This window comes from Rhodococcus sp. NPDC127593 (assembly GCF_042671975.1).
Lineage (GTDB): Bacteria > Actinomycetota > Actinomycetes > Mycobacteriales > Mycobacteriaceae > Rhodococcus_F.
The window spans coordinates 198,644-223,275 of sequence record NZ_JBHXWI010000001.1; the positions used below are offsets into that span (position 1 = coordinate 198,644).

General features: G+C 69.1%; 25 protein-coding genes and 1 pseudogene. 17 read left to right on the plus strand and 9 right to left on the minus strand.

Annotation, left to right across the window (positions count from 1 at the left end; all coding sequences use genetic code 11):
* Positions 1-9 precede the first annotated feature (9 nt).
* Together map and ACFVJ3_RS00995 are read left to right on the plus strand one after the other, a co-directional pair.
* On the plus strand, positions 10-867 hold the full coding sequence (map, locus tag ACFVJ3_RS00990) for a type I methionyl aminopeptidase (RefSeq protein WP_378450259.1): 858 nt from the start codon (positions 10-12) through the stop codon (positions 865-867).
* Positions 864-2,402 (plus strand): cobyric acid synthase, encoded by a 1,539-nt coding sequence (locus tag ACFVJ3_RS00995; RefSeq protein WP_378450260.1) that lies wholly within the window; start codon positions 864-866, stop codon positions 2,400-2,402. Before map ends, ACFVJ3_RS00995 begins: the two co-directional genes overlap by 4 nt.
* Here ACFVJ3_RS00995 and ACFVJ3_RS01000 read toward each other — a convergent pair.
* From ACFVJ3_RS01000 to ACFVJ3_RS01010, 3 genes and pseudogenes are all read right to left on the minus strand, one after another.
* Positions 2,399-3,046, minus strand: a pseudogene (locus ACFVJ3_RS01000) (ABC transporter permease). The gene ACFVJ3_RS00995 and the pseudogene ACFVJ3_RS01000 overlap by 4 nt on opposite strands.
* A 47-nt stretch (positions 3,047-3,093) precedes the next feature.
* Positions 3,094-3,279, minus strand: a complete 186-nt coding sequence (locus ACFVJ3_RS01005) for a hypothetical protein (RefSeq protein ID WP_378450261.1) — start codon at positions 3,277-3,279, stop codon at positions 3,094-3,096.
* On the minus strand, positions 3,276-3,638 hold the full coding sequence (locus ACFVJ3_RS01010) for a GntR family transcriptional regulator (RefSeq protein ID WP_378450262.1): 363 nt from the start codon (positions 3,636-3,638) through the stop codon (positions 3,276-3,278). The genes ACFVJ3_RS01005 and ACFVJ3_RS01010 overlap by 4 nt, the downstream gene beginning before the upstream one ends.
* Before the next feature lie 103 nt (positions 3,639-3,741).
* On the opposite strand from ACFVJ3_RS01010, the gene ACFVJ3_RS01015 reads away from it, so the two are divergent.
* The gene (locus ACFVJ3_RS01015; RefSeq protein WP_378450263.1) at positions 3,742-4,308 is read left to right on the plus strand and encodes an alpha/beta fold hydrolase; all 567 of its coding nucleotides are present in this window, start codon (positions 3,742-3,744) and stop codon (positions 4,306-4,308) included.
* 30 nt (positions 4,309-4,338) lie between these two features.
* Here ACFVJ3_RS01015 and ACFVJ3_RS01020 read toward each other — a convergent pair whose 3' ends face one another.
* Genes ACFVJ3_RS01020 through ACFVJ3_RS01030 form a run of 3 tightly spaced genes read right to left on the minus strand, consistent with a single transcriptional unit; the run spans position 4,339 to position 7,057 of the window.
* Complete coding sequence (locus ACFVJ3_RS01020; protein WP_378450264.1) at positions 4,339-4,668, minus strand: YnfA family protein; 330 nt, start codon at positions 4,666-4,668, stop codon at positions 4,339-4,341.
* A complete protein-coding gene (gene mtr, locus ACFVJ3_RS01025) occupies positions 4,665-6,050 on the minus strand; it encodes a mycothione reductase (protein WP_378450265.1) in 1,386 nt (461 codons plus the stop codon). Before mtr ends, ACFVJ3_RS01020 begins: the two co-directional genes overlap by 4 nt.
* Positions 6,047-7,057 (minus strand): alpha/beta hydrolase, encoded by a 1,011-nt coding sequence (locus ACFVJ3_RS01030; protein ID WP_378450266.1) that lies wholly within the window; start codon positions 7,055-7,057, stop codon positions 6,047-6,049. Before ACFVJ3_RS01030 ends, mtr begins: the two co-directional genes overlap by 4 nt.
* A 121-nt stretch (positions 7,058-7,178) precedes the next feature.
* Between ACFVJ3_RS01030 and mqo the strand changes: the two genes are divergently transcribed.
* The 10 genes from mqo to ACFVJ3_RS01080 all read left to right on the plus strand — a co-directional run bounded on the left by mqo (position 7,179) and on the right by ACFVJ3_RS01080 (position 17,909).
* On the plus strand, positions 7,179-8,714 hold the full coding sequence (gene mqo, locus ACFVJ3_RS01035) for a malate dehydrogenase (quinone) (RefSeq protein WP_378450267.1): 1,536 nt from the start codon (positions 7,179-7,181) through the stop codon (positions 8,712-8,714).
* Positions 8,715-8,778: 64 nt separating this feature from the next.
* Positions 8,779-9,300 carry a GNAT family N-acetyltransferase gene (locus ACFVJ3_RS01040; RefSeq protein WP_378450268.1) on the plus strand — a complete coding sequence of 174 codons (522 nt, stop codon included), beginning with the start codon at positions 8,779-8,781 and terminating at the stop codon, positions 9,298-9,300.
* A gap of 178 nt (positions 9,301-9,478) precedes the next feature.
* Entirely contained in the window at positions 9,479-11,425 is a 1,947-nt protein-coding gene (locus ACFVJ3_RS01045; RefSeq protein ID WP_378450269.1) for a magnesium chelatase subunit D family protein, read from the plus strand.
* 36 nt (positions 11,426-11,461) lie between these two features.
* Positions 11,462-12,076 carry a cob(I)yrinic acid a,c-diamide adenosyltransferase gene (gene cobO, locus ACFVJ3_RS01050; protein ID WP_005240608.1) on the plus strand — a complete coding sequence of 205 codons (615 nt, stop codon included), beginning with the start codon at positions 11,462-11,464 and terminating at the stop codon, positions 12,074-12,076.
* Positions 12,070-13,470: a cobyrinate a,c-diamide synthase gene (locus ACFVJ3_RS01055; protein ID WP_378450270.1), complete on the plus strand. Its 1,401-nt coding sequence runs from the start codon at positions 12,070-12,072 to the stop codon at positions 13,468-13,470. The genes cobO and ACFVJ3_RS01055 overlap by 7 nt, the downstream gene beginning before the upstream one ends.
* On the plus strand, positions 13,463-13,843 hold the full coding sequence (locus ACFVJ3_RS01060) for a cobalamin biosynthesis protein (protein WP_378450271.1): 381 nt from the start codon (positions 13,463-13,465) through the stop codon (positions 13,841-13,843). Before ACFVJ3_RS01055 ends, ACFVJ3_RS01060 begins: the two co-directional genes overlap by 8 nt.
* 47 nt (positions 13,844-13,890) lie before the next feature.
* Entirely contained in the window at positions 13,891-15,117 is a 1,227-nt protein-coding gene (gene cobA, locus ACFVJ3_RS01065) for a uroporphyrinogen-III C-methyltransferase (RefSeq protein WP_378450272.1), read from the plus strand.
* 101 nt (positions 15,118-15,218) lie between these two features.
* Complete coding sequence (locus tag ACFVJ3_RS01070; protein ID WP_378450407.1) at positions 15,219-16,652, plus strand: MFS transporter; 1,434 nt, start codon at positions 15,219-15,221, stop codon at positions 16,650-16,652.
* A 56-nt stretch (positions 16,653-16,708) separates the two neighbouring features.
* The gene (locus ACFVJ3_RS01075; protein ID WP_378450273.1) at positions 16,709-17,080 is read left to right on the plus strand and encodes a glyoxalase superfamily protein; all 372 of its coding nucleotides are present in this window, start codon (positions 16,709-16,711) and stop codon (positions 17,078-17,080) included.
* Positions 17,081-17,141: 61 nt separating this feature from the next.
* Positions 17,142-17,909, plus strand: a complete 768-nt coding sequence (locus ACFVJ3_RS01080; RefSeq protein WP_378450274.1) for a trypsin-like serine peptidase — start codon at positions 17,142-17,144, stop codon at positions 17,907-17,909.
* A gap of 9 nt (positions 17,910-17,918) precedes the next feature.
* Here ACFVJ3_RS01080 and ACFVJ3_RS01085 read toward each other — a convergent pair whose 3' ends face one another.
* Together ACFVJ3_RS01085 and ACFVJ3_RS01090 are read right to left on the minus strand one after the other, a co-directional pair.
* A complete protein-coding gene (locus ACFVJ3_RS01085) occupies positions 17,919-18,593 on the minus strand; it encodes a response regulator (RefSeq protein WP_378450275.1) in 675 nt (224 codons plus the stop codon).
* A gap of 30 nt (positions 18,594-18,623) precedes the next feature.
* Positions 18,624-20,240, minus strand: coding sequence for an ATP-binding protein (locus ACFVJ3_RS01090; protein WP_378450276.1), 1,617 nt, complete (start codon positions 20,238-20,240; stop codon positions 18,624-18,626).
* A gap of 67 nt (positions 20,241-20,307) precedes the next feature.
* Between ACFVJ3_RS01090 and ACFVJ3_RS01095 the strand changes: the two genes are divergently transcribed.
* Genes ACFVJ3_RS01095 through ACFVJ3_RS01110 form a run of 4 tightly spaced genes read left to right on the plus strand, consistent with a single transcriptional unit; the run spans position 20,308 to position 23,777 of the window.
* On the plus strand, positions 20,308-21,297 hold the full coding sequence (locus ACFVJ3_RS01095) for a tripartite tricarboxylate transporter substrate binding protein (RefSeq protein WP_005259246.1): 990 nt from the start codon (positions 20,308-20,310) through the stop codon (positions 21,295-21,297).
* The gene (locus ACFVJ3_RS01100) at positions 21,294-21,833 is read left to right on the plus strand and encodes a tripartite tricarboxylate transporter TctB family protein (protein WP_378450277.1); all 540 of its coding nucleotides are present in this window, start codon (positions 21,294-21,296) and stop codon (positions 21,831-21,833) included. The genes ACFVJ3_RS01095 and ACFVJ3_RS01100 overlap by 4 nt, the downstream gene beginning before the upstream one ends.
* A gap of 1 nt (position 21,834) precedes the next feature.
* Positions 21,835-23,394, plus strand: a complete 1,560-nt coding sequence (locus ACFVJ3_RS01105; RefSeq protein WP_378450278.1) for a tripartite tricarboxylate transporter permease — start codon at positions 21,835-21,837, stop codon at positions 23,392-23,394.
* Positions 23,391-23,777 carry a universal stress protein gene (locus tag ACFVJ3_RS01110; protein WP_037245669.1) on the plus strand — a complete coding sequence of 129 codons (387 nt, stop codon included), beginning with the start codon at positions 23,391-23,393 and terminating at the stop codon, positions 23,775-23,777. The genes ACFVJ3_RS01105 and ACFVJ3_RS01110 overlap by 4 nt, the downstream gene beginning before the upstream one ends.
* Positions 23,778-23,832: 55 nt before the next feature.
* Here ACFVJ3_RS01110 and yaaA read toward each other — a convergent pair whose 3' ends face one another.
* On the minus strand, positions 23,833-24,576 hold the full coding sequence (gene yaaA / locus ACFVJ3_RS01115; protein WP_378450279.1) for a peroxide stress protein YaaA: 744 nt from the start codon (positions 24,574-24,576) through the stop codon (positions 23,833-23,835).
* Positions 24,577-24,632: the final 56 nt, after the last annotated feature.

Below are 24,632 nucleotides of genomic sequence, written 5' to 3' on the forward strand. Positions count from 1 at the left end.
CTGGTACCCATGTCTGTCCGCACAGCACTGAGCCCCGGAACCGTGTCGCCCGTCCTCGCCGTACCGGCGGGGATCGAGCGTCCCGAGTACGCGTGGAAGCCCACGGCGAAGGAAGGCAACGAGCCGTGGGTCCAGACCCCCGAGACCATCGAGGCCATGCGGGTGGCGAGCAAGATCGCCGCGCAGGCCCTGCAGGAGGCCGGTAAGGCGGTGGCGCCGGGTGTCACCACCGACGAGCTCGACCGCATCGCGCACGAGTTCATGATCGATCACGGCGCCTATCCGTCGACGCTCGGCTACAAGAGTTTCCCCAAGTCGTGCTGCACGTCGCTGAACGAGGTGATCTGCCACGGCATCCCCGACTCGACGGTGATCCAGGACGGCGACATCGTCAACATCGACGTCACCGCGTACATCGGTGGCGTGCACGGAGACACCAACGCCACGTTCCTCGCCGGGGACGTCGCCGAGGAGAACCGGTTGCTGGTGGAGCGGACCCATGAGGCGACGATGCGCGCCATCAAGGCCGTCAAGCCGGGCCGCGCGCTCAACGTCGTCGGCCGCGTCATCGAGTCGTACGCGCACCGCTTCGGCTACGGCGTGGTCCGCGACTTCACCGGACACGGCATCGGCACCACCTTCCACAACGGCCTCGTCATCCTCCACTACGACGAGCCGTCCGTGGACACGGTCATCGAACCCGGCATGGTGTTCACGATCGAACCGATGATCAACCTCGGCGACATCGGCTGGGAGATCTGGGACGACGACTGGACCGTCGTCACCAAGGATCGCAAGTGGACGGCTCAGTTCGAGCACACCATCGTGGTCACCGAGACCGGCAACGAGATCCTCACCCTGCCTTGAGCGAGAGCCGGTGGAAGGGCGCCCTGCTCGTCGCCGGCACCACGTCCGACGCGGGCAAGAGTGTGCTCGTCGCGGGACTGTGCCGGATGCTCGCGCGGCGAGGTGTCCGGGTGGCGCCGTTCAAGGCGCAGAACATGTCGAACAACTCCGTCGTCACGCTGGACGGCGGTGAGATCGGCCGGGCGCAGGCCCTGCAGGCTGCGGCCTGCGGACTGGAGCCGAGTGTCCGCTTCAACCCCGTGCTGCTGAAACCGGGTAGCGACCGCACGTCGCAACTGGTGGTGCGTGGCCGCGCGGTCACGTCCGTCGGAGCCCGCGACTACTTCGAGCACCGGCAGCACCTGCGCGCGGTGGTGGCCGAGGAATTGGCGTCGCTGCGCGCCGAGTACGACGTCGTGATCTGCGAGGGGGCGGGCTCACCCGCCGAGATCAACCTGCGAGCCACGGACCTCGCGAACATGGGGCTCGCCCGGGCCGCCGACCTGCCGGTGGTCGTGGTCGGCGACATCGACCGTGGTGGGGTGCTCGCCCACCTGTTCGGCACCGTGGCGGTCCTCGCACCGGAAGACCAGGCGTTGATCGCGGGATTCGTGATCAACAAGTTCCGCGGCGACGTGTCGTTGCTGGCGCCGGGCCTCGAGCAGTTGACGGCCATGACGGGACGCCCGACGCTGGGGGTGATTCCCTTCGCCGAGGAACTGTGGCTCGACGCGGAGGATTCGCTCGGGGTGGTGGGGGACGCCCCGGTCGGACGTCCGGCACCCCCGATCGGCGACGACTGGCTGCGGGTGGCCGCGATCCGCCTGCCCCGCATCTCCAATTCGACGGACGTCGAGGCGCTCGCGTGCGAACCCGGGGTGTCGGTGCGCTGGGTCACCGATCCGTCGCGGCTGGAGGGTGCCGACCTGATCGTCCTGCCCGGCAGCAAGTCGACCGTGTCGGATCTGGAATGGTTGCGCCGCAACGGGATCGCGGATGCGATCGCCGCGCACGCGAAACGCGGCGGCCCGGTGCTCGGCGTGTGTGGTGGCTACCAGATGCTCGGGTCCGTGATCGTCGACGACGTCGAATCCGGCCGTGGTGCGGTGCCCGGTCTCGGACTGCTCGACCTCGAGGTGGAGTTCGCCCCGGACAAGGTGCTCGCGCAGGTGCGCGGCGACGCCCACGGAGTTCCGGTGTCCGGGTACGAGATCCATCACGGCCGGGTGCGGCGCAACGGCGACCAGCCGCTGCTCCACGCGAGCAGCGGCGCCGCGGAAGGCAGTATCCGCGGCGCCGTCTACGGCACGCACTGGCACGGACTGCTCGAGACCGACCGCTTCCGCCGGCTCCTGCTGGACGACGTGGCCGAACACGCGGGGAGAACCGGTTTCGTCACCGCGCCGGACACGGATGTCGCCGCGATCCGGACCGCTCAACTCGATCTGCTCGCAGACCTGGTGGAGCAGAATCTCGATCTCCGTGCCCTCGAGGACCTCCTCGGCGAAGGCCCCCCGACGAGCCTCCCGACCATCGCGTCGACCCTGGTGCGCTAGGCCGTCGCGCGGCGGACCAGCGCCCACGCCGCGACGATCCCCGCCGCCGCGGCCAGTGCCGGCAGCCACACCATCGGCACCGACCGGGGCACGTCGGCGAACCAGTGGCCGATGTCCGGCCACCACTTCTGCCACGTGATCACGAATGCGGCGGCGCCTGCGGCGAGGAGTGTGCCGACGCCGAGCGTGAAGAGCCCCACCCCCCACCACCGGTGATGCAGTGCGCCCAGGAACATTCCCGCCGCCGCGGTCAGTGACAGGAAGGCGAAGTAGGCGGCCAGCTGGATCACCGGGTCGGACGTGAAGTAGTTGGGTATCGCGAACATCCGCATCCCGACACCCCAGCCGCCGGTGGCCTCCTCGATCAACGACAGTCCGTAGAGCATCACCCCGAACACGAGAACCTTGACGGCGGCGACGATCAGGGTGGCCGCGAAATAGTCGCGCCGGGTGACGCTCATCCCCAGTGCGAACGGGAACGTCTGTGTCATTGCCTGCTGGTAGAACGCGAGGGCGAACCCGAAGAGGGCGAAGACGCCGCCGGTGAAGTTGGTGTCGCTGCCGGTGTCGCCGACCATCGCGAAGATGGCCGCACCGATCGTGAACTACGCGACCAGCACGCCCAGTGGCCACGCGACGAGCAGGGGTCAGGCGACGGTGTGGATGCGGGAGACGGTCAGGACCCGGTTCGTCATCGTGCGTTCTCCTTGGTGGCCGTGGTGCTGCGGACCACGAGTTGTTGAAGGCTTTCAACTCCGTAGATCTTGTTCTCCTGCAAGGAGAAGTCGATCCCGTCGAGTGCGACGAAGTCGCCGAATCTCTTGCCGAGGCCCCGCGCCGAGGCGACCGTTTTCGTGTCGAATGCTGTGCCGATCATCGTGCTCCCTCCCGTTGGTCGAGCATGGACTTGAGTTCGGCGATGCTGACGCCGAGTTTGTCCGCCTCGGTGACGAGCGGATCGATGAACTGGCGCGCGAACCGCTCGCGTCGCCGGAAGCGCAGCGCGTTCCGGGCGCCGGAGGTGACGAACATTCCGATTCCCCTCTTCTTGTAGAGGATCCCGTCGGCGACGAGCTGATTCAGTCCCTTGGCTGCGGTCGCCGGGTTGATCCGGTGAAAGGCGGCGAGCTCGTTGGTGGACGGTGCCTGGCCTTCCTCGGGAAGGGTTCCGTCGATGATCGAGTTCTCGATGAGCTCTGCGATCTGCTGGAACAGCGGTCTGCCGTTGTCGATCATCAACGCCCGCCTCGTCGGTTGACCGGTTCATTACTCATATAATGAACCATAGGACTAGGGAGGTCCGAGCGCAAGACGCCCCCGATCGCGTAGTTTTTAGCCCATGGAACTGACGCACGTGGCGGTGGAAAATGGAAACTGCACGGTCCGCATCGACGGACCGGCGAGCAAACACACCGTTCTCCTGCTACCGGGGGCCGGCGACGGACCGGACGTCTACGACGGCGTCTGCGAGCGCCTGCACAATTCCGATCTGCGCACGATCGTGCCCGAGGACATCACCGGTCTCGACGAGACGACGATCATGGCGCTGCTCGACGAACTGAAGGTCGGGTGGGTCAACCTCGTCGGGAGCCGGGAAGGAGCCGAACTGGCCTGGTCGCTGGCGGCGCGCCAGTTCGGACGCTTCGCCAGCCTCGTAGTGGCCGACCGGGGGCATCCGGCGGCACCCGACGCCGCCGGTGCGGTGCGCGGATCCGACTGCCCGCCGGTCGAACTCCCCACGACCGTGATGGTCGGCAGTCCCGACCGGCGTGCCGAGGCGGACGCGAGCGGACGCTTCGTCTACTCGGACTTCCGCGTCGTACAACTCGAGAATGTCACCAACGTCCCGGCCGCGGCGGCGGCGGAGCTGGCCACCGAGATCGTTCTCCGCACCAGCCCCTGGTAGATCCAGGCCCCACGCCGCGCACGACCGTGCTCAGCGTGGGGCGTACATGATGACGGCCATGCCCAGCAGGCAGATCAGGGCGCCCGAGACGTCCCAGCGGTCCGGGCGGAAACCGTCGGCCACCATGCCCCAGAGCAGCGAGCCCGCGACGAACACGCCGCCGTACGCGGCGAGGATCCGGCCGAAGTTGGCGTCCGGCTGCAACGTCGCGACGAACCCGTACGCACCGAGCGCCGCGACGCCGGCGCCGATCCAGATCCAGCCCCGGTGCTCGCGGACGCCCTGCCACACCAGCCACGCGCCGCCGATCTCGAACAGCGCCGCGACGGCGAACAGCGCGACGGACTTGGCGACCGTCACTCGGGCGGCAGGTCGAGGCCGAGGAGAGCGTTCTCGACCACCTCCGGCAGCGCCGGGTGGATCCAGTACTGCCCCCGGGCCATCTGCTGCGCCGTCAGCCCGAAGCTCATCGCCTGGATCAGCGGCTGGATCACCGTCGGCGCCTGGGCGCCGATCACGTGCGCACCGAGCAGACGCCCGGTGCCGCGTTCGGCGATGACCTTGCACAGGCCCTCGTCGTCCTCCATGGCCCACCCGTAGGCGACGTCGCCGTACGCCTGCACCTTCACCGTGATGTCCCAGCCCGCCTCCCGGGCCTCGGCCTCGGTCAGCCCGACGTGCGCGATCTGCGGGTCGGTGAACACCGCGGCGGGAACGAACCGGTGGTCCGAGGCGCGCAGCCCCGACGTGTCCTTCCACGCGTCCTGCAGGAGATTGTGCTGAACGACTCTCGCCTCGTGGTTGGCGACGTGCTTGAGCTGGTACGGCGAGGAGACGTCACCGAGCGCGAAAACGCCCTCGGCGCTGGTCCGTTGGTAGTCGTCGACCACGACGCGTCCCTCGTCGTCGAGGTCGATCCCACCGGCGGCGGCGCCGATGGCGTCCCCGTTCGACTGCCGCCCGGTCGCCACCAGTAGAACGTCACCCGACACGACGGTGCCGTCCTCGAGTTCGACCGCGACGCCGTCACCGTCCCGGCGCACGGCTGCGACGGCGCTGCCGCGGTGCACGTCCCATTTCTTCTGGGCGAGATCCGTGAACCGGCGGGAGACGTCCTCGTCGAGGTGCCGCAGCAGGTGGGAGCTGCGCGCGATCAGCGACACCCGGGTGCCCAGCGCGGAGAACACGTGTGCGAACTCGGCGGCGATGTATCCCGCACCGATGATCACCATGCGCTCGGGCAGCTCCGGCAGCCGCATGATGTCGTCGTTCGTGTAGTACCGCACGCCGGATTCCCGGACCGCGTCGGGGATGATCGGCCGGGATCCGGCGGCGATCACCACCTGGTCGGCGGTGACGGTCTCCCCGGTTCCGGTGTCGAGGGTGCGTGGGCCCACGAACGTCGCGTGCCCGCGGAACAGCGTGGTGTTCGGGCTGTCCTCGGCGCGGTAGCGCTCCCCGCCGGCCGAGATCGGGTCGATGCGGCCGAAGACCCGTTTGACGATGTCCGGCCAGCGCACCCCCTCGAGCTGTGCGTCGACGCCGTACTTGGCGGAATTGCCGACCGTCCGGGCCACCTCCGCGGCGTAGACGAACATCTTAGTCGGGATGCAACCCACGTTCAGGCACGTCCCGCCGAACGTGCCCTCCTCCAGGATCGCGACCTTCTTGTCCGCGAACCGTTCGTCGGGCAGCGAGTTGCCGGACCCCGAGCCGATGATCGCCAGATCGAAATGTGTCACCGGTTGGCCTCCGCAGCGTTGTGGCCGTGCAGCCAGTCGAGCCAGAGGTCCACTTCGGCGAACGCCTCCGCCCGGGGCTGGTCGGCGGACAGGAACACGTCGTGGCGGGCGCCCGCGATCGGCACGATCGTGGTGCGGTCACCGAGGCATCCCGCCCAGCGGGCGATCTGCCGGACGTCGAGGACGGCGTCGGCCGTGTCGACCCTCGGGTCGTACCGCGGCGCGAAGTACGACGCCTTGGACCGGAGGATCAGGGCGGGAACCCCGATGTCGAGACCCCGGTGTAGTTGGGCGTGCCCGCGGCGCACCGCGCGCAGCCATCCGAACGTGACGGGGAAACCACTCAGTGGCTTCCAGTCGAGGTTGTAGTTCCAGATGCCGTTGCCCTCCACGTGCAGGCTCACGCCGTACGTGTCGAGCCCGGTCTTCGGGATGATCGACTTGCGCTTGACACGCCCGACCGCGTCGACGGCCACCGTCCCCACGTTCCGCAGGTACGACGGACCCTGCAGGTCGAACCACGGGCTGTTGAGGATGACCCCGCTGATGCCGAGCGCGGCGGTGCCGCCCGGCTTGCGTTGCAGGCGGTGCAGCCACAGCGGCAGAACCAGACCGCCGGTCGAATGCGCGACCAGTAGGACCTCGCCGTCACCGGTCTGCTCGCGGACCTGGCGCAACGCCTCGTTCAGTTCGGCGTCGTACAGGGTCAGATCAGAGACGAAGTGCGGCGTCTGGCCGGGTTCGAGCGAGCGCCCGCACTTGCGCAGATCGAGCGCGAAGAAGGCGTAACCCTGTTCGGCGAAGTGCTCGGCCAGGTGCTTCTGGAAGAAGTAGTCGGTGAATCCGTGGACGTAGAGCACGGCGCGGCCGGTCTTCTTCGTCTCCAGCGCGGGCTGATAGCGGATGAGCGTCGCCTTCACCTCACCCTCGCCGTCGGGGTCGGTGCCGAGAGGAATGGTCAGCTGCTGATAACCGTCGCCGAGAACGTCGGGAGCCCAAGTAGTCACAGATCACAATCTAATGTGCAATTCGGGGGCGCGGGGAGGCGCACAATTGGGGCAGGTGATTCTCGCTCATACGCGCGGGTAACCTATTCGGCGAACACGGCAGGCGTATGCGCGTACGGCTATGGACAAGGAAGTCGATACTCCAGTGTCAGATCAGAATGCGGTAGAGACGAAAACGGATGTAGTGCTGGTTGGCGCGGGCATCATGAGCGCGACGCTGGGGGCGATCCTGCGTCAGGTGCAGCCCGATTGGTCGATCACCACATTCGAGCGGCTCGACGCAGTAGCCGCCGAGAGCAGCGACCCGTGGAACAACGCGGGCACCGGCCACTCCGCGCTGTGTGAGCTCAATTACACTCCGCAGAACGCCGACGGCACCGTGGACATCGCGAAGGCCGTCAACGTGAACGAGCAGTTCCAGGTGTCGCGGCAGTTCTGGGCGCACGGCGTCGAGAGCGGTGTGCTGACGCAGCCCAAGGAGTTCATCAACCCCATCCCGCACGTGAGCTTTGTGCACGGCGAGGCCAACGCCAAGTACCTGCGGGCCCGCTACGACGCCCTCGCCGGCCACCCCCTGTTCGCGGGCATGGAGTACATCGACGCCCCCGACGAATTCACCCGTCGCCTGCCGTTGATGGCGAAGGGCCGCGACTTCAGCGATCCCGTCGCCCTCAACTGGACCCAGGACGGCACCGACGTCGACTTCGGCGCCCTCACCAAGCAGCTCCTCGGTTACGTCGGCGCGTCCGGCGGCGTCGTCCACTTCGGGCACGAGGTCACCGACCTCACCAAGCAGTCCGACGGCAGCTGGGTGGTCAAGGTCACCAACCGCCGCAACGGTGCGAAGAAGGTCGTGCGCGCCAAGTTCGTGTTCGTCGGCGCCGGTGGCGGTGCGCTGCACCTGCTGCAGAAGTCCGGCATCGAGGAGGCCAAGGGCTTCGGTGGGTTCCCCGTCAGCGGCGCGTTCCTGCGCTGCACCAACCCGGAGCTCATCGACCAGCACCGAGCCAAGGTCTACGGCAAGGCCGCCGTCGGCGCGCCGCCCATGTCGGTTCCGCACCTCGACACCCGCGTGATCGGCAACAAGCCCGGACTGCTGTTCGGGCCCTACGCCGGCTGGTCGCCCAAGTTCCTCAAGCAGGGCCGCGTTACGGATCTGCCCAGTTCGGTCAAGCCGAACAACCTGCTGTCGATGCTCGGTGTCGGCGTCAGTGAACTCGGTCTCGTCAAGTACCTGATCAGTGAGCTCGCGATGTCCGAGGCCGGCCGGATCGAGACCCTTCGGGAGTTCGTCCCGAAGGCCCTCGGCAAGGACTGGGAACTGATCACCGCAGGCCAGCGCGTCCAGGTCATCCGTCGAGCCAAGGGCAAGGGCGGTGTCCTCGAGTTCGGCACCGCCGTCGTCAACGCCGCCGACGGCAGCATCGCGGGCCTGCTCGGCGCGTCGCCGGGCGCGTCCACCGCGGTGCCCGCCATGCTCGACGTGCTGCAGCGCTGCTTCCCGGCCCAGTACGAGTCGTGGAAGCCGAAGCTCCAGGAAATGGTGCCGTCGCTGGGCGTGAAGCTCTCCGACGACACCGCGCTGTTCTCGCAGGTATGGGACTGGACGTCGAAGGTGCTCCAGCTCGACACCAGCAACGTGGAGGTCGCGGTCTGACGCACCGGCCGGCCCGGGTCCACGGGCGCGCACACTCGTCGGTGCTGTGCGATAGTTGCCTGTCATGACGGCAACTGCAGCACTCAAGCGTTCGTGGGCACTCGATCTCGACAACAAGACGCTCTACGAGTTGCTCAAGCTTCGCGTAGAGGTCTTCGTCGTCGAGCAGGCGTGCCCGTACCCGGAACTCGACGGCCGCGATCTGCTGGTCGAGACCCGCCACTTCTGGCTGGAGCAAGACGGTCAGGTGGTCTGCACTCTCCGCCTCCTCGAGGAGCACGCCGACGGCAACAAGTCGTTCCGCATCGGTCGGCTGTGCACGTCGCGGCCGGCCCGCGGTCAGGGGCACACGACGCGTCTGCTGCGCGCCGCACTCGCGGAGGTCGGCGACGCGCCGTGCCGCATCAACGCGCAGACGTATCTGGTGGACATGTACGCCAAGCACGGTTTCAAGCCGGACGGCGAAGAGTTCGTCGAGGACGGCATCCCGCACGTCCCCATGCGTCGCGGCGGCGGTGCCGCCCATGGCGGTGGCGGTGCCGCGTACGAGGTGGCGGAGGCGGCCCCGTCGCGCGCCGGGCAGTGAGCGCCGACTAGGGTCGTCAGGTGAATGTCCGCGGGGAAGTCCTGTTCGAATCAGGCGCGGTCCCGCCACTGTGACGGATCTCTGACCGGCTGCCACCACCCTGGTCGCCGATCCGGTCTCCCAGCCAGATTGCCGCGGCGTTCGTACCGGCCAAGGCTCTCGGCGAGGAAACCGGGACATGAAGGGATGCAGCGTGCGTACGGATCGTGAAGTGGACCAGGTTCGACCCGACTTTTCGTGGGGATTCCCGTTCAGCGCGGTGGTCGGTCAGGACCGGTTGCGGCTGGCCCTCATCCTCTGCGCGGTCCATCCCGGTATCGGCGGCGTCCTCGTCCGCGGTGAGAAAGGGACGGCCAAGTCGACGGTGGTCCGTGCACTCACCGCACTGCTGCCCGCGGTGCACGACGAGAACGGGACGCGCCCGGCGCGACTCATCGAACTGCCGGTCGGCGCCACGGAAGACCGCGTCGTCGGTTCCCTCGACCTCGAGAAGGTCCTGCGCGACGGTGAGCGTGCGTTCCAACCCGGCCTGCTGTCGGCCGCCCATCAGGGTGTTCTCTACGTCGACGAAGTCAATCTTCTGCACGACCATCTGGTCGACGTGCTTCTCGACGCGGCGGCGATGGGCCGCGTCCACATCGAGCGTGACGGCATCTCGCACTCGCACGCCGCCCGGTTCGTGCTGGTCGGCACGATGAACCCGGAGGAGGGCGAGCTCCGGCCGCAGCTCCTCGACCGGTTCGGGCTGGCCGTCGACGTCGCCGCGTCGCGGGAGGTGGACGTGCGTATGGAGGTGGTCCGGCGTCGCCTGGACTTCGAGCGTGACCCCGCACGGTTCGCCGAGCGTTACGCCGAGCAGGACGCCGCCCTGGCCGTCGCCATCCTCGAGGCCCGCGGCCGGCTCGACTCCGTCGAGCTCGACGACGTCGAGTTGCGCCGAATCTCTTCTCTCTGTGCGTCGTTCGACGTGGACGGCATGCGCGCCGATCTCGTCCTCGCCCGGACCGCGACTGCGCACGCCGCATGGCGGGGCGCCGTCGCCGTCACGGCGGAGGACGTGCGGGTCGCCGCCGAGCTGACCCTGCCGCACCGCCGCCGCCGGGATCCGTTCGACGAACCCGGCCTCGATGAACAGCAGCTCGACGACGCTCTCCGCCAGGCCGACGAGGACGCCAGGTCCGGTGCCGAGGAACCGCCGGAGCAGGAGCCGGGAACTCCGCCCGGCACCCCGCCCGGACCGGACGACGGGGGCACCGATCCCGAGGGACCCGACGATCCCGACGGGCCCGGAGGCGGGGCTCCGGCACCCCCGGAACGCCCGGCCGGGCCGACCGGAACCCAGTTCACCACCAAGCTCCTCGAGGTACCCGGAGTCGGCGAGGGCGCGCCGGGCCGGCGTTCCCGTTCGCGCTCGTCCCGCGGTCGCGCCGTGCGCTCCACCGCTGAACGGGGGCACGGACTCCACCTCGTGGGCACGCTCTTCGCCGCCGCCGAGCGGCAGGTGGCCCGCGGCCGGAGCGCCGGTCGGATGATCCTGGACTCCGCCGATCTGCGCGGGGCGATTCGCGAGGGCCGCGAGGGCAACCTCGTCGTGTTCGTCGTGGACGCGTCCGGGTCGATGGCGGCCCGTGACCGATTGTCGGCCGTGACCGGTGCCGTCGTCTCACTGCTGCGCGACGCCTACCAGCGCCGCGACAAGGTGGCGGTGATCACGGTTCGCGGACGAACCGCGGAACTGGTCCTGCCGCCCACCTCTTCGGTGGACATCGCCGTCCGCCGCCTGCGAGGAATGAAGACGGGCGGCAAATCCCCACTGGCAGAAGGGTTTCTACGCGCGCGTGAGGTCGTGTTGCGGGAACGTCTCCGCGATCCGCAGCGCCGCGCGCTCGTCGTCGCACTGACGGACGGGCGGGCGACGGGCGGCAAGGACGCATTGCACCGGGCAAAGGTGGCCGCCGGACTGCTGGCCGACAGCTCGGTCGCGTCGGTGGTCGTCGACTGCGAGACCGGCATGGTCCGGCTCGGGCTGGCCGCGGAACTGTCCCGGCAACTGCGGGGCGGCTACGTCCGCCTCGGTGAATTGTCCGCGCAGCAGGTCGCGGGCGTCGTCCGCGCCGCGGCGTGATCCGGACCCGGATTCGGTAGGGGAGAGAGAAGACACATGCCCAAGGGTGTTCCCGAGAACGTTCCGAACGACGGCCTCACCACACGTCAACGACGTAACGCTCCCGTGCTCGCGGTCCACACCGGACCGGGCAAGGGGAAGTCGACGGCCGCGTTCGGCATGGCGCTGCGGGCCTGGAATCAGGGATTCGACGTCGGGGTGTTCCAGTTCGTCAAGAGCGCCAAGTGGAAGGTGGGGGAGGAAGCAGCCTTCCGCGCCCTCGGTCAGCTGCACGAGGACACCGGTGTCGGTGGGGCGGTGCAGTGGCACAAGATGGGCGAGGGCTGGTCGTGGACGCGCAAGCACGGCAGCGAGGAAGACCACGCCGCCGCGGCCGCCGAGGGATGGCGCGAGATCGCCCGCCGGCTGGGGGCCGAGGAACACCGGTTCTACGTGCTGGACGAGTTCACGTATCCCCTGAAGTGGGGGTGGGTGGATGTCGACGAGGTGGTCGAGGTCCTGCAGAACCGGCCGGGCAACCAGCACGTGGTGATCACGGGCCGCGACGCCCCGCAGGCGCTGATCGACGCGGCGGATCTGGTGACGGAGATGACCAAGATCAAGCATCCGATGGACGCCGGCCGGAAGGGCCAGCGGGGCATCGAGTGGTGATCAGTCTCCCCGCGGTGCCCGCCGTGGTCATCGCCGCCCCCGCATCGGGTAGCGGAAAGACCACTGTCGCAACCGGTTTGGTGGGAGCGCTGCATGAGTCGGGCTGCACGGTGGCACCGTTCAAGGTCGGCCCCGACTACATCGACCCCGGATACCACGGGCTCGCGGCCGGACGTCCGGGCCGCAATCTCGACCCGGTCATGGTGGGCGCACAGCGGATCGCCCCGCTGTACCGGCACGGCAGTTCGGGGTGCGACCTCGCGGTCGTCGAGGGCGTCATGGGCCTGTTCGACGGCAAGATCGACGCCGCGTCGCACGAGCCGTCGGCCGAGGGGTCGACGGCCCAGGTGGCGGCACTGCTCGGCGCCCCTGTCGTGCTCGTGGTCGACGCCCGCGGCCACAGCCAGAGCCTGGCCGCGGTCCTGCACGGCTTCTCCACCTACGACTCCGGGGTCCGCATCGGCGGGGTGATCCTCAACCGGGTGGGAAGCCCGCGGCACGAACACGTGCTGCGGCAGGCATGCGAGCGCGTCGGGCTCCCCGTGCTCGGCGCCGTGCCGCGGATGGCCGAACTGGAGGTCCCGTCCCGCCATCTCGGGCTGATCCCGGCCGCGGAGCACGGAGCCGACGCGGTGGACGCCGTCGACGCCATGACCCGATTGGCCGCCCGCCACCTCGACCTGCCCGCCATCCGCGCACTCGCGTCGTCGGCGGTCGACGGGCCGGTGTGGGACCCAGCCGCCGAGGCCGGGCCGATTCCGCCCGGCCCGCGCCCGACCGTGGCGATCGCCGGGGGCCGGGCGTTCACGTTCGGGTACGCCGAACACCGCGAACTACTGAACGCCGCCGGTGCGGACGTGATCACGTTCGACCCCCTGCACGACACGCTGCCGCCCGGCACGAGCGGCGTGGTGCTGCCCGGTGGTTTCCCCGAGGAGCACGCCGTCGCCCTCGCAGACAACTCTGTGCTCCTGACGCAGATACGCGCACTCGCCACAGCGGGGGCGCCGATCCATGCGGAGTGCGCCGGTCTGCTCTACCTCGCCCGCAGTCTCGACGGCCACGCGATGGCCTCCGTGGTCGGGGTCGACGCCTCGTTCGGGTCTCGTCTCACGCTCGGGTACCGCGAAGCGGTGGCGGTCACGGATTCCACACTCTTCTCGGCGGGTGAGCGGGTGGTCGGCCACGAGTTCCATCGCACGTCGCTCGCCGCGGCCGAGGCGGACGGCTTCGCGCCGGCCTGGGGCTGGCGGCCCTGGGACGGCGACCCCGCGCGCGAGGGTTTCGTGCGCGGCGGCGTGCACGCCTCGTACCTGCACACGCACCCCGCGGGTCACCCGGCCGCGATCACCCGTTTCGTGGCCGCGGCCCGCACCTTCTCCGCGCATGTCTGACTTCTGCGTCGGCGTCGGGTTCCGCGCGGCCGCGGGCAGCACGGACATCCTCGCCGCCGTCCGGCACGTGCTGACATCCGCGAACCTGGGTTCGGACGCGACCCTGGACTGCCTGTGCACCCTCGACCGCAAGGCCGCGGAACCGGCTGTCCGCGATGCGGCGGCGGCGTTGGGTGTCCCGGTCCGCGGATTCGCCGCCGGGGAACTGACCGCCGTCGCGGTGGCGAACCCGTCGGACCGGGTGCACTCGGCGACCGGATCGCCGAGCGTCGCGGAAGCGGCGGCGGTGCTCGGCGCGGGCGGCGGGCCCCTGATCGTGACCAAGTGGTCCGCGAATGGCGTCGTCGTCGCGGCAGCCCGTAAAGTTTCGTAGGTTCGAGACGAGACGTGCAGGATTTTCTGGAGAAACGGGGAGAGCGCGTGACTGCTGCCACCGGAGACGAGACCAACTACCTGGTCGGACTCAATTTGGCCGATCGTCGTGTGGTTGTGGTCGGTGGCGGAACAGTGGCACAGCGCAGGCTCGGGCTCCTGATCGCATCGGGTGCGCGGGTGCACCTGATCAGCCGCGCGGTCACGCCGGCGGTCGAGGGAATGGCCACCGCGGGACAGATCACAGTGGAACTTCGCGAATACCGGGACGGCGACCTCGCCGACGCCTGGTACGCCATCGCGTGCACGGACGAACCGGACACCAACGCGGCGATCGTCGCCGAGGCCGAGCGGAATCGTGTCTTCTGCGTCCGCGCCGACAACGCCCGCTACGGCACCGCCGTCACTCCGGCCAGCGCGAGCTACGACGGGATGAGCATCGGCGTGCTGGCCGGCGGCGACCACCGCCGGTCCGCCGCCGTGCGCACCGCGCTCGTCGAGGGCCTGCAATCCGGTGCGGTCGCCGACACCGCCGACCACCCGGCGGCCGGTGTCGCACTGGTGGGCGGCGGACCGGGCGACCCCGACCTCATCACCGTGCGCGGCCGTCGACTGCTGGCCCGGGCCGACGTGGTGGTCGCCGACCGCCTCGCCCCGCCGGAACTGCTCGCCGAACTCGGCTCCGACGTCGAGGTCATCGACGCCGCGAAGATTCCCTACGGCCGTGCGATGGCGCAGGAGGCGATCAACGCCGCCCTCATCGAGGGCGCGAAGGCAGGCAAGTTCGTGGTGCGACTCAAGGGCGGCGACCCGTACGTGTTCGGGCGCGGCTACGAGGAGCTCGAAGCGTGCGCCGCGGCAGGCGTGCCCGTCACGGTCGTCCCCGGGATCACCAGTGCCATCTCGGTGCCGTCGGCCGCCGGCATCCCGGTCACTCACCGGGGCGTCACCCACGAGTTCGTCGTCGTCAGCGGTCACGTCGCCCCCGACCACCCGGATTCCCTCGTCGACTGGTCGGCGCTGGCCCGGTTGAAGGGCACGATCGTGTTGCTGATGGCCGTCGAGCGCATCGAGGCGTTCGCGACGGTCCTGATGGAAGGGGGACGTCCGGTGGACACCCCGGTCACGGTCATCCAGGAGGGCACGCTGCGCACGCAGCGCACCGTGCGCGCCGATCTCCAGACCGTCGCCGCCCGGGTGAAGGAAGAGCAGATCCGGCCGCCCGCCATCGTGGTCATCGGGCCGGTGGCCGGGTTTTCTGTGGACGCTGGGTAACGTGAACCCTCGTGTCTGAATCCCGAGTACCCGAAGGCGCATCAGCCTCGAACAAGTCTGCGGCGAGAGCCACGGTGAATCCGCCCGCCGCCACCCGCGTGATGGGGCTTGCGATCATCGTGCTGAGCGGGCTGCAGATGATGGTGGTCCTCGACGGCACCGTCGCCAACCTGGCGCTCGCGCCGCTGCAGGCCGATCTCGGTCTCAGCGACAGCGGCCGCAACTGGGTGCTGACGTCGTACGCGCTCGCGTTCGGCGGCCTCATGCTCCTCGGGGGACGGCTCGGCGACGCGTTCGGCCGGAAGAAGATGTTCGTCGGCGGTGTCGCCCTGTTCACCGTCGCCTCGCTGCTGTGCGGTCTCGCGGTGGGCGAGTTCATGCTGATCGCCGCCCGGTTCCTGCAGGGTGTCGGCGCCGCGGTGGCGTCCCCGACAGCACTGGCCCTGGTCGCGACCACGTTCGCGGCCGGACCTGCGCGCAACCAGGCCATCGCGATCTTCGCGGCCATGACGGGCATCGGGTCGATCGCGGGACTGATCATCGGAGGCGCCCTCACCGAGGTGTCGTGGCGCCTGATCTTCCTCATCAACGTCCCCATCGGCGTCGTCATCGTGGGATGCGCGTTCGTGGCACTGAAGGAGACCGCGGGCGAGCGCCTGGCCCTCGACGTTCCCGGGGCGGTTCTCGCGACGGTCGCGGCGACGGGCGTGGTGTTCGCGCTCACCGAGGGGCCGGAACTCGGCTGGGGGAGTCCGTACGTGGTCGGCGCGCTCGTCGCCGGTCTGCTGCTGTTCTGCGCGTTCCTGTACGTCGAGCGGACCGCCGACAACCCGCTGCTGCCGTTCTCCCTGTTCCGCGACAAAAACCGGGTTGCGACGCTCGTCGCGATCTTCTTCGCCGGTGCCGTCATGTTCACGGTCGCCGCCTTCGTGGCGTTGTTCGTCCAGGACATTCTCGGTTACAGCCCCCTCGAGGCGGGCCTCGCGTTCATCCCGTTCGCGTTCGGCCTCGGCGGCGCGGCCGCTGTGGCGTCCAAGCTCGCCGTCCGGATCCAGCCCCGGTGGCTCGTGATCGCCGGCGCCGCGATCATGGTGGTCGGGCTGCTCTACGGCTCGACCCTCGACAGCTCCGCCACCTACCTCGGCAACCTGTTCGTACCGGTCATCGGTATCGGATTCGGCGTCGGACTCGCCGTCGTCCCGCTCCCGCTGTGCGCCATCGCCGGTGTGTCCGAGACGGAGATCGGTCCGCTCGCCGCGATCGCCCAGGTGGCGCAGACCCTCGGTGGACCCCTCGCCCTCGCCGTCATCGGGGCGATGGCCACCTCGCGCACGTTGTCCCTCGGCGGCATCTCCGGCAAGGTCGCCGACATGAATCCGACGCAACTCGAGGCGCTCGGCAACGGGTACACCTTCGCCCTCGTCGGCAGCGCCGGCTGCGCCTTCATCGCCGGACTGGCCGCGCTGTTCATCCGCTTCACCCCGCAACAGGTCGCGCAGGCGCAGGCCGCCGAGAAGGCGGCGCAGCAGGCGTGAACGCGGTCCGGTCCGGTTTCGGCCCGGTTGTCGGAGGCCGTCTATAGCATCCGGTCATGGACTACAAAATCGAGCTGATCATCCTGCCGGTGTCCGACGTGGACCGGGCCAAGGCGTTCTACGCCGACCAGGTCGGCTTCGTCGTCGACCACGACCACCGCGTGAGCGAGAACGTGCGTTTCGTCCAGCTCACGCCTCCCGGGTCGGCGTGCTCGATTGCCGTCGGCGAGGGCCTGGTCGACACCCCGCCCGGCTCGGTGCACGGGTTGCAGATCGTCATCGACGACGCCGATGCCGCCCACGCCGAGCTGTCCTCCCGTGGCGTTCCGGTCAGCGAGGTACAGGACCTGGCGTGGGGGCGCTTCGTGTACTTCGCCGACCCCGACGGCAACGAGTGGGCGCTGCAGCAGCTTCCGCCACGCAGCTGACCGGCTGGCCGGTCGCAGAAATCCGCCTCCCGGCGCGCGGCGGGCGGAGCATGATGGTCCTGTGGTCAAGCCCTCCCGCACATCCGTCACGGGGGCAGCCGCGGTGGGCCTGCTCCTCGCTGCCTGCGTAGCCGGGGGATCGGCCGCCGCCGCGCCTGCGCCCGCCGCACCGGATCCTCGCGTCGGTCCGCTGTTCCTGGCCGGCACGCCGATCCACGTCTGCACCGGATCGGTTCTGGACAGCGCGGACGGCGACCTCGTCCTCACCGCCGCGCACTGCATCGCGGGGTCGGGCGGCGCGCTGTCGTTCGCGCCCGGATTCGACCGCGGCGTGTCCCCGTTCGGACTGTGGACGGTGTCTCAGATCTACGTCGACCCCGCCTGGCTGGAGTCGCAGGACCCGCAGCACGACTACGCCGTTCTCCGGGTGGCCCCGAGCGGAACCACCGTGCCGGCTTCCGTCGAATCGGTGGTCGGCGGGGGTTTCGAGTTGGCGTCCGCGCCGGCACCCGCGACCACCGTGGCCGTGACCGGCTATCCGACCCTCGGCGAGGGTCCGGTGTCGTGCACCGCCGCGACCACGTCGACGGACAGCTATCCCACGGTGGTCTGCGACGGTCTCGGCGAGGGAACGAGTGGAGGCCCGTGGGTCACGGGTTCGCGGGTCGTCGCGCTCGTCGGCGGCCTCGACCACGGCGGGTGCACCGACTCGGTGTCCTACTCACCGACGTTCGGTTCCGGAACGCTCGCCCTGCTGGACCGCGCGGAGCGCCGTGACGCCGGCGACTCGACACCGTTCGCCCTCGCCGGCACCTGCACCCGATCCTGACGAACCGTGTCAGCGTGGGGCAGGCCGGTACCGGCGGACGGGCCTGCCTGCGCCCCCGTACTCGAGCCGGACCTCGAGCAGTCCCTCGGACAGGTAGTGCTCGAGGTAACGGCGCACGCTGACCCGGGACAGTCCGGCGAGTTCGGCGCATTCGGTCGACGACAGCTCGCCCTTCGACCGCAGGATGTCGAGCACCAGGCGGCCGGTTTCGGCGCTGAGCCCCTTCGGGAGCCGGCTCGACTCCGGATTCTTGCCCTTGCCCCCGAACAGGGAATCGATCAGGGATTGGTCTGCGCCGGACTGCGATTCGAGCGCCCGGGCACGGCGCCGGAAGTTCTCGAGTTTCTCCTGTAATTGCGTGTAGTCGAACGGTTTGACGAGATAGTCGGAGGCGCCGCCGTGCAGTGCGCGGCTGACGGTGTCGATCTCCCGGGCGGCGGTGATCATGATGACGCCGACGGCGTTGCCCTCCGCCCGCAGTCGTTGCAGGACGTCGAGGCCGGACATGTCCGGCAGGTAGACGTCGAGAAGCACGAGGTCGGGGTTTGCGGTGTGCACCGATTCGAGGGCCTCGGCGGCAGTCCGTGCGACCCCGACGGTGGTGAACCCCGGTGTCTTGTCGACGAATCGGCGGTGGATCTCCGCGACCATGAAGTCGTCGTCGACGACCAGGACCTCATACATCGCCACGCCGTCCCGTCATGATCGGAGAGTCTAGCTACGCGGCACGTGGACGGTGAACAAGGCACCACCGGTGCCGGGTGCGTCCGACACGGCTGCGGACCCACCGTGCTGGGAGCTGACGAGACGGACCAGGGCGAGCCCGATTCCCCGGCCACCGGGTGTGCCCGGCTTCGAGGTGACACCGCGCGAGAAGATCTCCTCCCGCATCGTCTCGGGAACTCCGGGGCCGGAATCGGCGACCTCGATGAGAATGCCGTCGTCGTCGGTGATCCGGATCGAGATCCGCGCGTCCCGGCCGCCCTCGGACACGTCGACGGCGTTGTCGATGAGATTGCCGAGGACGGTGATCACGTCGGTGGCGAGTTCGGGGTCGAGGGCGTGCAGGTGCGAGTCGGGTTCCAGCGTCAGCGACACCCCGGTCTCGGCGGCGAGCGACGTCTTCGCGATCAGCAGCGCGGCGACGGCCGGATCCGAGATGCGTTGCGTGACAGCATCACTGATCTCGGCTCGGCGGCGGGTGAGGGTGCCGACGAAGTCGGTGACCGCGTCGTAGTCACCGAGCTGCGTCAGGCCCGAGATCGTGTGCAGCTGGTTGGCGAACTCGTGCGTCTGCGCGCGCAGGGTGTCGGTGACGCTCTTGTGCGAAGACAGCTGGCTCTGCATCGATGCCAGTTCGGTGCTGTCACGCATCGTGGTGACGGTGCCGATCTTGTGCCCCTGGCTGGTGGCCGCACGCCGGCTCAGCGCGAGCATGCGCGACGACGTCGACAGCACCACGTCGCGGCCGTCCTCTCCGTTGAGTAAGTACTGCCGAACGGCGGGGTCGAGCGCGACGTCGTCGACGTGTCGGCCGACGGCGTCGTCGGTGAGGTCGAGCAGTTCCTGGGCGCTGTCGTTCAGCAGGGTGATCACCCCGTCGGGGTTCACCGCGACCACACCCTCGCGGATGCTGTGCAACAGGGCCTCGCGATGGTCGGCAAGGCTTGCGATCTCGGCGATCTCGAGACCGCGGGTGTGGGTCTTGATCCGGCGGGACAGCAGCCACGAGCCGAGAAGCCCGAGACCGGCACCGATTCCGAGATACAGGAGCAGGCGCGCGCCCGCGCTGCTGAGCAGGTCCCACACGGACGGGTAGTCGTCGCTGACGGACACGACCGCGAGGACGTCCCCGGTGGCGGACAGGATCGGGACATGCCCGACGATGGCGCGGCGGCCGTCGACCTCCACGTCGCCCGACCAGGCCCGCCCGGTCATCACATCGCTGGCGCCGAGTTCCGCGGGCACCCCGAGCCGCGTCGGATCGGACGACACGGTCACCGCCCCGTTCGGCGCGACGATCTCGGCGAGAGTGGCGCCCGACAGGTTGACGGCGCGATCGACCTCCGGCGCCAGCACGCGCTCGACCGAGCGGTCCGACAGCTGGTCGCGCACCACCGGCGTCGACGCCACGTTCTCGGCCACCGCGATCATGCGCTGACCCTGGAGGTCGCGGAACTCCACGGTCGACTGGTGGACCGACACGGCGGCCACCGCGAGCAGCACGACGCCGACGACGACGAGCTGGAGGAGCAGAACCTGGCCCGCGAGGCTACGCACGCGGGGATGAAGTGGTGACCACAATGAACTTAAGTTCCGTTTCGTTCGCATAGGTGACGTGCATCACCCCTGAGGTTCAGTATTGCGGAAGATCACATTCATGGCGAAATGAGGAACGATGTCGAGAACAGGTAGCGGGAGCAGGGTACGCGCGCTGCTCCTGCTCGCGCTCGTAGGCCTCCTCGTGGCCGGCTGCGGGGTCACCCGCGGCGAGGACGAGGGCCTGCACAGGGTGCGGATGATGGTTCCGAACAGTCCGGGCGGCGGCTACGACCTCACGGCGCGGACCGCGGTGAAGATCATGGAAGACGAGGGCATCACCGGCCGCGTCGAGGTCTTCAACGTGATCGGCGCAGGTGGAACGGTCGCGATGGCCAGGCTGATGAACGAGGCCGGCAACGACGACCTCATGATGATGATGGGCCTGGGTGTCGTCGGCGCCGGCTACACCAACGGATCCACCGCACGCGTCTCCGAGGCCACCGCGCTGGCCAAGGTGGTCGAGGAGCAGGAGGGCATCCTCGTGCCCGCGGATTCGCCGTTGCAGACCATCGACGACTTCGTGGCCGCATGGCGCGCCGACCCGGCGTCGATCACCATCGGCGGCGGTTCCTCGCCCGGCGGTCCCGACCACCTGTTTCCGATGGAGACGGCCCGCGCGGTCGGAGTGGACCCGAACGCGGTGAACTACGTGTCCTACGACGGCGGCGGTGACCTGCTGACTGCCCTTCTCGGCCAGAAGATCACCGCAGGCACGTCGGGACTCGGCGAGTACGTCGACCAGATCGAGGCCGGCCAGGTCCGGGTCCTCGCGGTGTCGGGGAACGAGCGGGTCGAAGGAATCGACGCGCCGACCCTCACGGAGGCCGGGGTGGACCTGACCTTCACCAACTGGCGGGGAATCCTGGCGCCGCCGGGACTGTCCGACGGCGCCAAGGCCGACATGGTCGAGGCGCTCGAAAAGTTGCACGACACACCGGAATGGAAGGAGGCCCTGGTGAAGAACGGTTGGAGTGACGCCTTCACGACGGGACCGGAGTTCGAGCAGTTCCTCCGGGACCAGGACGAGCGGGTCTCGTCCACCCTGGCCGAATTGGGGCTGACATGACCGCGCCCGCAGAACCGTCCGCCGTCTCCGCGGACACGGCCCCGGCGCCGAAGCGGCGCGACTACGCACAGTTCATCGTCTCCGCGGTGATGGCGGTGATCGGGGTGTTCCTCATCGTCGACGCACTGTCGCTCAGCGACGGCTTCGCGAAGGTCGACCCGGTGGGCCCGCGACTGTTCCCGCTCGTCATCGGCGGGGGACTGCTGGTCTTCGCTGTGGTGCTCGCCGTCGCGATCCTGCGGGGCTCCACCGGGGAAGCCGACAGCGGCGAGGACGTCGATCCGGACTCCCCGGGTGACTGGAAGACGGTGGGCCTACTCGTCGGGCTGTTCGTCGTGACCATCGCGCTCGTCGACTTCCTGGGCTGGGCGATCATCGGCACCGTCCTGTTCGCCGGGGCCGCAACCATTCTGGGCAGCCGCCACTGGGTGCGGAACATCGTCATCGGGGCCGTGCTCGGATTCGGCAGCTTCTACGCGTTCTACGTCGGGCTCGGAATACCGCTGCCCGCCGGCATTCTGGACGGAATTCTCTGACATGGACAATCTGAACTGGCTGCTGCAGGGGTTCGAGCAAGCAGCCACCCCCATGAATCTGCTCTACGCGTGCATCGGCGTCCTCCTCGGCACGGCGGTCGGCGTGCTCCCGGGTATCGGACCGGCCATGACCGTGGCCCTCCTGCTTCCCGTCACCTACAACGTCAGCCCGAGCGCCGCCTTCATCATGTTCGCCGGCATCTACTACGGCGGCATGTACGGCGGTTCCACCACGTCGATCCTGCTGAACACGCCGGGGGAGTCGTCGTCGGTGATCACGGCGATCGAGGGCAACAAGATGGCGAAAGCCGGCAGGGCCGCGCAGGCCCTGGCGACCGCCGCGATCGGGTCGTTCGTCGCCGGGTCGATCGGCACGATGCTCCTGGTGCTGTTCGCGCCCATGGTGTCGAGTTTCGCGGTCACCCTCGGAGCCCCGTCCTACCTCGCAATCATGCTGCTCGCCCTCGTGGCCGTCACCGCCGTCCTCGGAACCTCGAAGATGCGTGGATGCATCTCCCTGCTGCTCGGTCTCGCGATCGGGTTGGTCGGCATCGACTTCCTCACCGGTCAGCCGCGTGCCACGTTCGGCATCCCGCAGCTGTCCGACGGGATCGACATCGTCGTCGTCGCGGTCGCCGTGTTCGCACTCGGTGAGGCCCTCTGGGTCGCCGCTCACCTCCGCCGCAAGCCAGCCGAGGTCATTCCCGTCGGCAGGCCGTGGATGGGCAAGAGCGACTGGAAGCGTTCGTGGAAGCCGTGGCTCCGGGGCACCGCCTACGGATTCCCGTTCGGCGCACTCCCCGCAGGCGGCGCCGAACTGCCCACCTTCCTCTCCTACATCACTGAGAAGAAGCTGTCCAAGCACAAGGACGAATTCGGCAAGGGCGCCATCGAAGGTGTCGCCGGCCCGGAGGCCGCCAACAACGCCTCCGCGGCAGGCACACTCGTGCCGATGCTGTCGCTGGGCCTGCCGACCAACGCCACCGCCGCGGTCATGCTGACGGCGTTCGTGTCGTACGGAATCCAGCCGGGCCCGACACTGTTCGAGAAGGAACCGCTCCTGATCTGGACGCTGATCGCGAGCCTGTTCATCGGCAACTTCCTGCTCCTGGTGCTCAACCTTCCGCTCGCACCGCTGTGGGCGAAGCTGCTCCGCACACCGCGCCCCTACCTCTACGCCGGCATCCTGTTCTTCGCCGCGCTGGGCGCGTTCGCCGTCAACCTCCAGTGGCTCGACCTCGCGCTGCTGCTGACGTTCGGGCTGATGGGTCTGATGATGCGGAGGTTCGGGCTGCCGGTGCTGCCGCTGATCATCGGCGTCATCCTCGGACCGCGCATCGAACGCCAACTGCGGCAGAGCCTGCAGCTCGGTGGCGGTGACTGGGGCAGCCTGTTCACCGAGCCCGTCGCGATCATCGTCTACATCGTGATCGCAGTGCTCCTCATCGCACCCCTCGTCGCCAAGGTCGTCCGCTCGCATTACCCCGTCGCGGCGCCCGATTTCCCCGACGGACCGGCGGGTGGCGACGCCACCGACACCAGAGAGAAGGCACACGCATGATCGTCGTCGGATACACCCCCGACCAGTTCGGAGGGGCGGCCCTCGAACACGGCGTCGCGGAGGCGCAGCTGCGCGGTACGTCGCTGCTCGTGATCAACACGTCGAAGGGCGACTCCCTCGCCGACCAGTCGTTCGCCGACAACGCGCACCTGCAGGAACTCGAAGGCAAGCTGGCTGCGAGCGGGGTCGACCACGAAGTCCGGCAGATCGTGGGAGACGAGACCGTCGACGTGATTCTCGAGGCCATGACGGCGCCCAGCGCGGAACTGCTCGTGATCGGCATCCGCGACCGCACCCCCGTCGGGAAGCTCCTGATGGGCAGCACCGCCCAGCGCCTGCTGCTGTCCTGCCGCAAACCCGTCCTGGCCGTCAAGCCCGAATAGACCGCCTGTGAGTACTTATCAACCGCCCGCGGTTGATAAGTACTCACAGCTGGGGTCAGTCGGTGAGGATGATCAGCTCGCGGTTCGACGCCACCTCGACGCGCAGGCCGGCCTTCGACGCCACCCGCGCCACCCCGCGAACGTCCTGGGGTTCGGCGCGGGACACGGTGAGCGCCCGCGCCAGCAGACCCTTGTGATGCTTGTTGAAGTGACTGACGACGGTGCGGGTGCCGTCGGGCTTCTCGGTCAGGACGGTGGCGATCACGGCCTCGGGGATCGGTCCGAGTTGCTGGTACGTCCCCGACCGCAGGTCGACGACGAGACCGTCCGCTTCCGCGGCGATCGCCCGGCTCAGCTCCGGCTTCCACAACGCCCGGAGCGTGCCCAGCTCGGGAAGCTTAGACCCGCCCGACAGCCGGTAGGCGGGGATCAGATCGCCGGCGCGCACCGCACCGAACAGCGCGGACCCCATTGCCAGCCGCGACAGCGCCTTGGACTTCTGCGCCTTGGTGAACGACTTCGCGTCGAGCGCGTCGAACAGCACACCGGTGTAACGCTCGAGTGCGGGCCGGGTGGGGGAGACCCACAGTTTGGCGTTCCGCTCGATCTCGTCGGCCTGGGTGGGGCCGAGGCCGAGCGCGAGCTGCGACGCCTCCTCGTCCGCCGCCAGCGCGACCAACGCCTGGACCAGCAGTTCGCGGGTTTCGGTGAGCTGCGGCATGGACAGCTCGGCCAGGTCGAGCGGCGCGTCGGCGCCGCCGTCGGACTTGGTTTCGGAGGGAGGAAGTAACACCAGCACGCACGAAACCCTACCGACGCGCTCGGCCCACTCCCAGCCGACTATTCTGGTATCCC

Coding starts and splice junctions, on each gene's coding strand:
- map (WP_378450259.1), top strand. CDS start 10: ATGTCTGTCCGCACAGCACTGAGCCCCGGAACCGTGTCGCCCGTCCTC.
- ACFVJ3_RS01005 (WP_378450261.1), bottom strand. CDS start 3,279: ATGATCGGCACAGCATTCGACACGAAAACGGTCGCCTCGGCGCGGGGC.
- ACFVJ3_RS01010 (WP_378450262.1), bottom strand. CDS start 3,638: ATGATCGACAACGGCAGACCGCTGTTCCAGCAGATCGCAGAGCTCATC.
- ACFVJ3_RS01015 (WP_378450263.1), top strand. CDS start 3,742: ATGGAACTGACGCACGTGGCGGTGGAAAATGGAAACTGCACGGTCCGC.
- mqo (WP_378450267.1), top strand. CDS start 7,179: ATGGACAAGGAAGTCGATACTCCAGTGTCAGATCAGAATGCGGTAGAG.
- ACFVJ3_RS01040 (WP_378450268.1), top strand. CDS start 8,779: ATGACGGCAACTGCAGCACTCAAGCGTTCGTGGGCACTCGATCTCGAC.
- ACFVJ3_RS01045 (WP_378450269.1), top strand. CDS start 9,479: ATGAAGGGATGCAGCGTGCGTACGGATCGTGAAGTGGACCAGGTTCGA.
- cobO (WP_005240608.1), top strand. CDS start 11,462: ATGCCCAAGGGTGTTCCCGAGAACGTTCCGAACGACGGCCTCACCACA.
- ACFVJ3_RS01060 (WP_378450271.1), top strand. CDS start 13,463: ATGTCTGACTTCTGCGTCGGCGTCGGGTTCCGCGCGGCCGCGGGCAGC.
- ACFVJ3_RS01070 (WP_378450407.1), top strand. CDS start 15,219: ATGGGGCTTGCGATCATCGTGCTGAGCGGGCTGCAGATGATGGTGGTC.
- ACFVJ3_RS01075 (WP_378450273.1), top strand. CDS start 16,709: ATGGACTACAAAATCGAGCTGATCATCCTGCCGGTGTCCGACGTGGAC.
- ACFVJ3_RS01085 (WP_378450275.1), bottom strand. CDS start 18,593: ATGTATGAGGTCCTGGTCGTCGACGACGACTTCATGGTCGCGGAGATC.
- ACFVJ3_RS01090 (WP_378450276.1), bottom strand. CDS start 20,240: ATGCGAACGAAACGGAACTTAAGTTCATTGTGGTCACCACTTCATCCC.
- ACFVJ3_RS01095 (WP_005259246.1), top strand. CDS start 20,308: ATGTCGAGAACAGGTAGCGGGAGCAGGGTACGCGCGCTGCTCCTGCTC.
- ACFVJ3_RS01100 (WP_378450277.1), top strand. CDS start 21,294: ATGACCGCGCCCGCAGAACCGTCCGCCGTCTCCGCGGACACGGCCCCG.
- ACFVJ3_RS01105 (WP_378450278.1), top strand. CDS start 21,835: ATGGACAATCTGAACTGGCTGCTGCAGGGGTTCGAGCAAGCAGCCACC.
- ACFVJ3_RS01110 (WP_037245669.1), top strand. CDS start 23,391: ATGATCGTCGTCGGATACACCCCCGACCAGTTCGGAGGGGCGGCCCTC.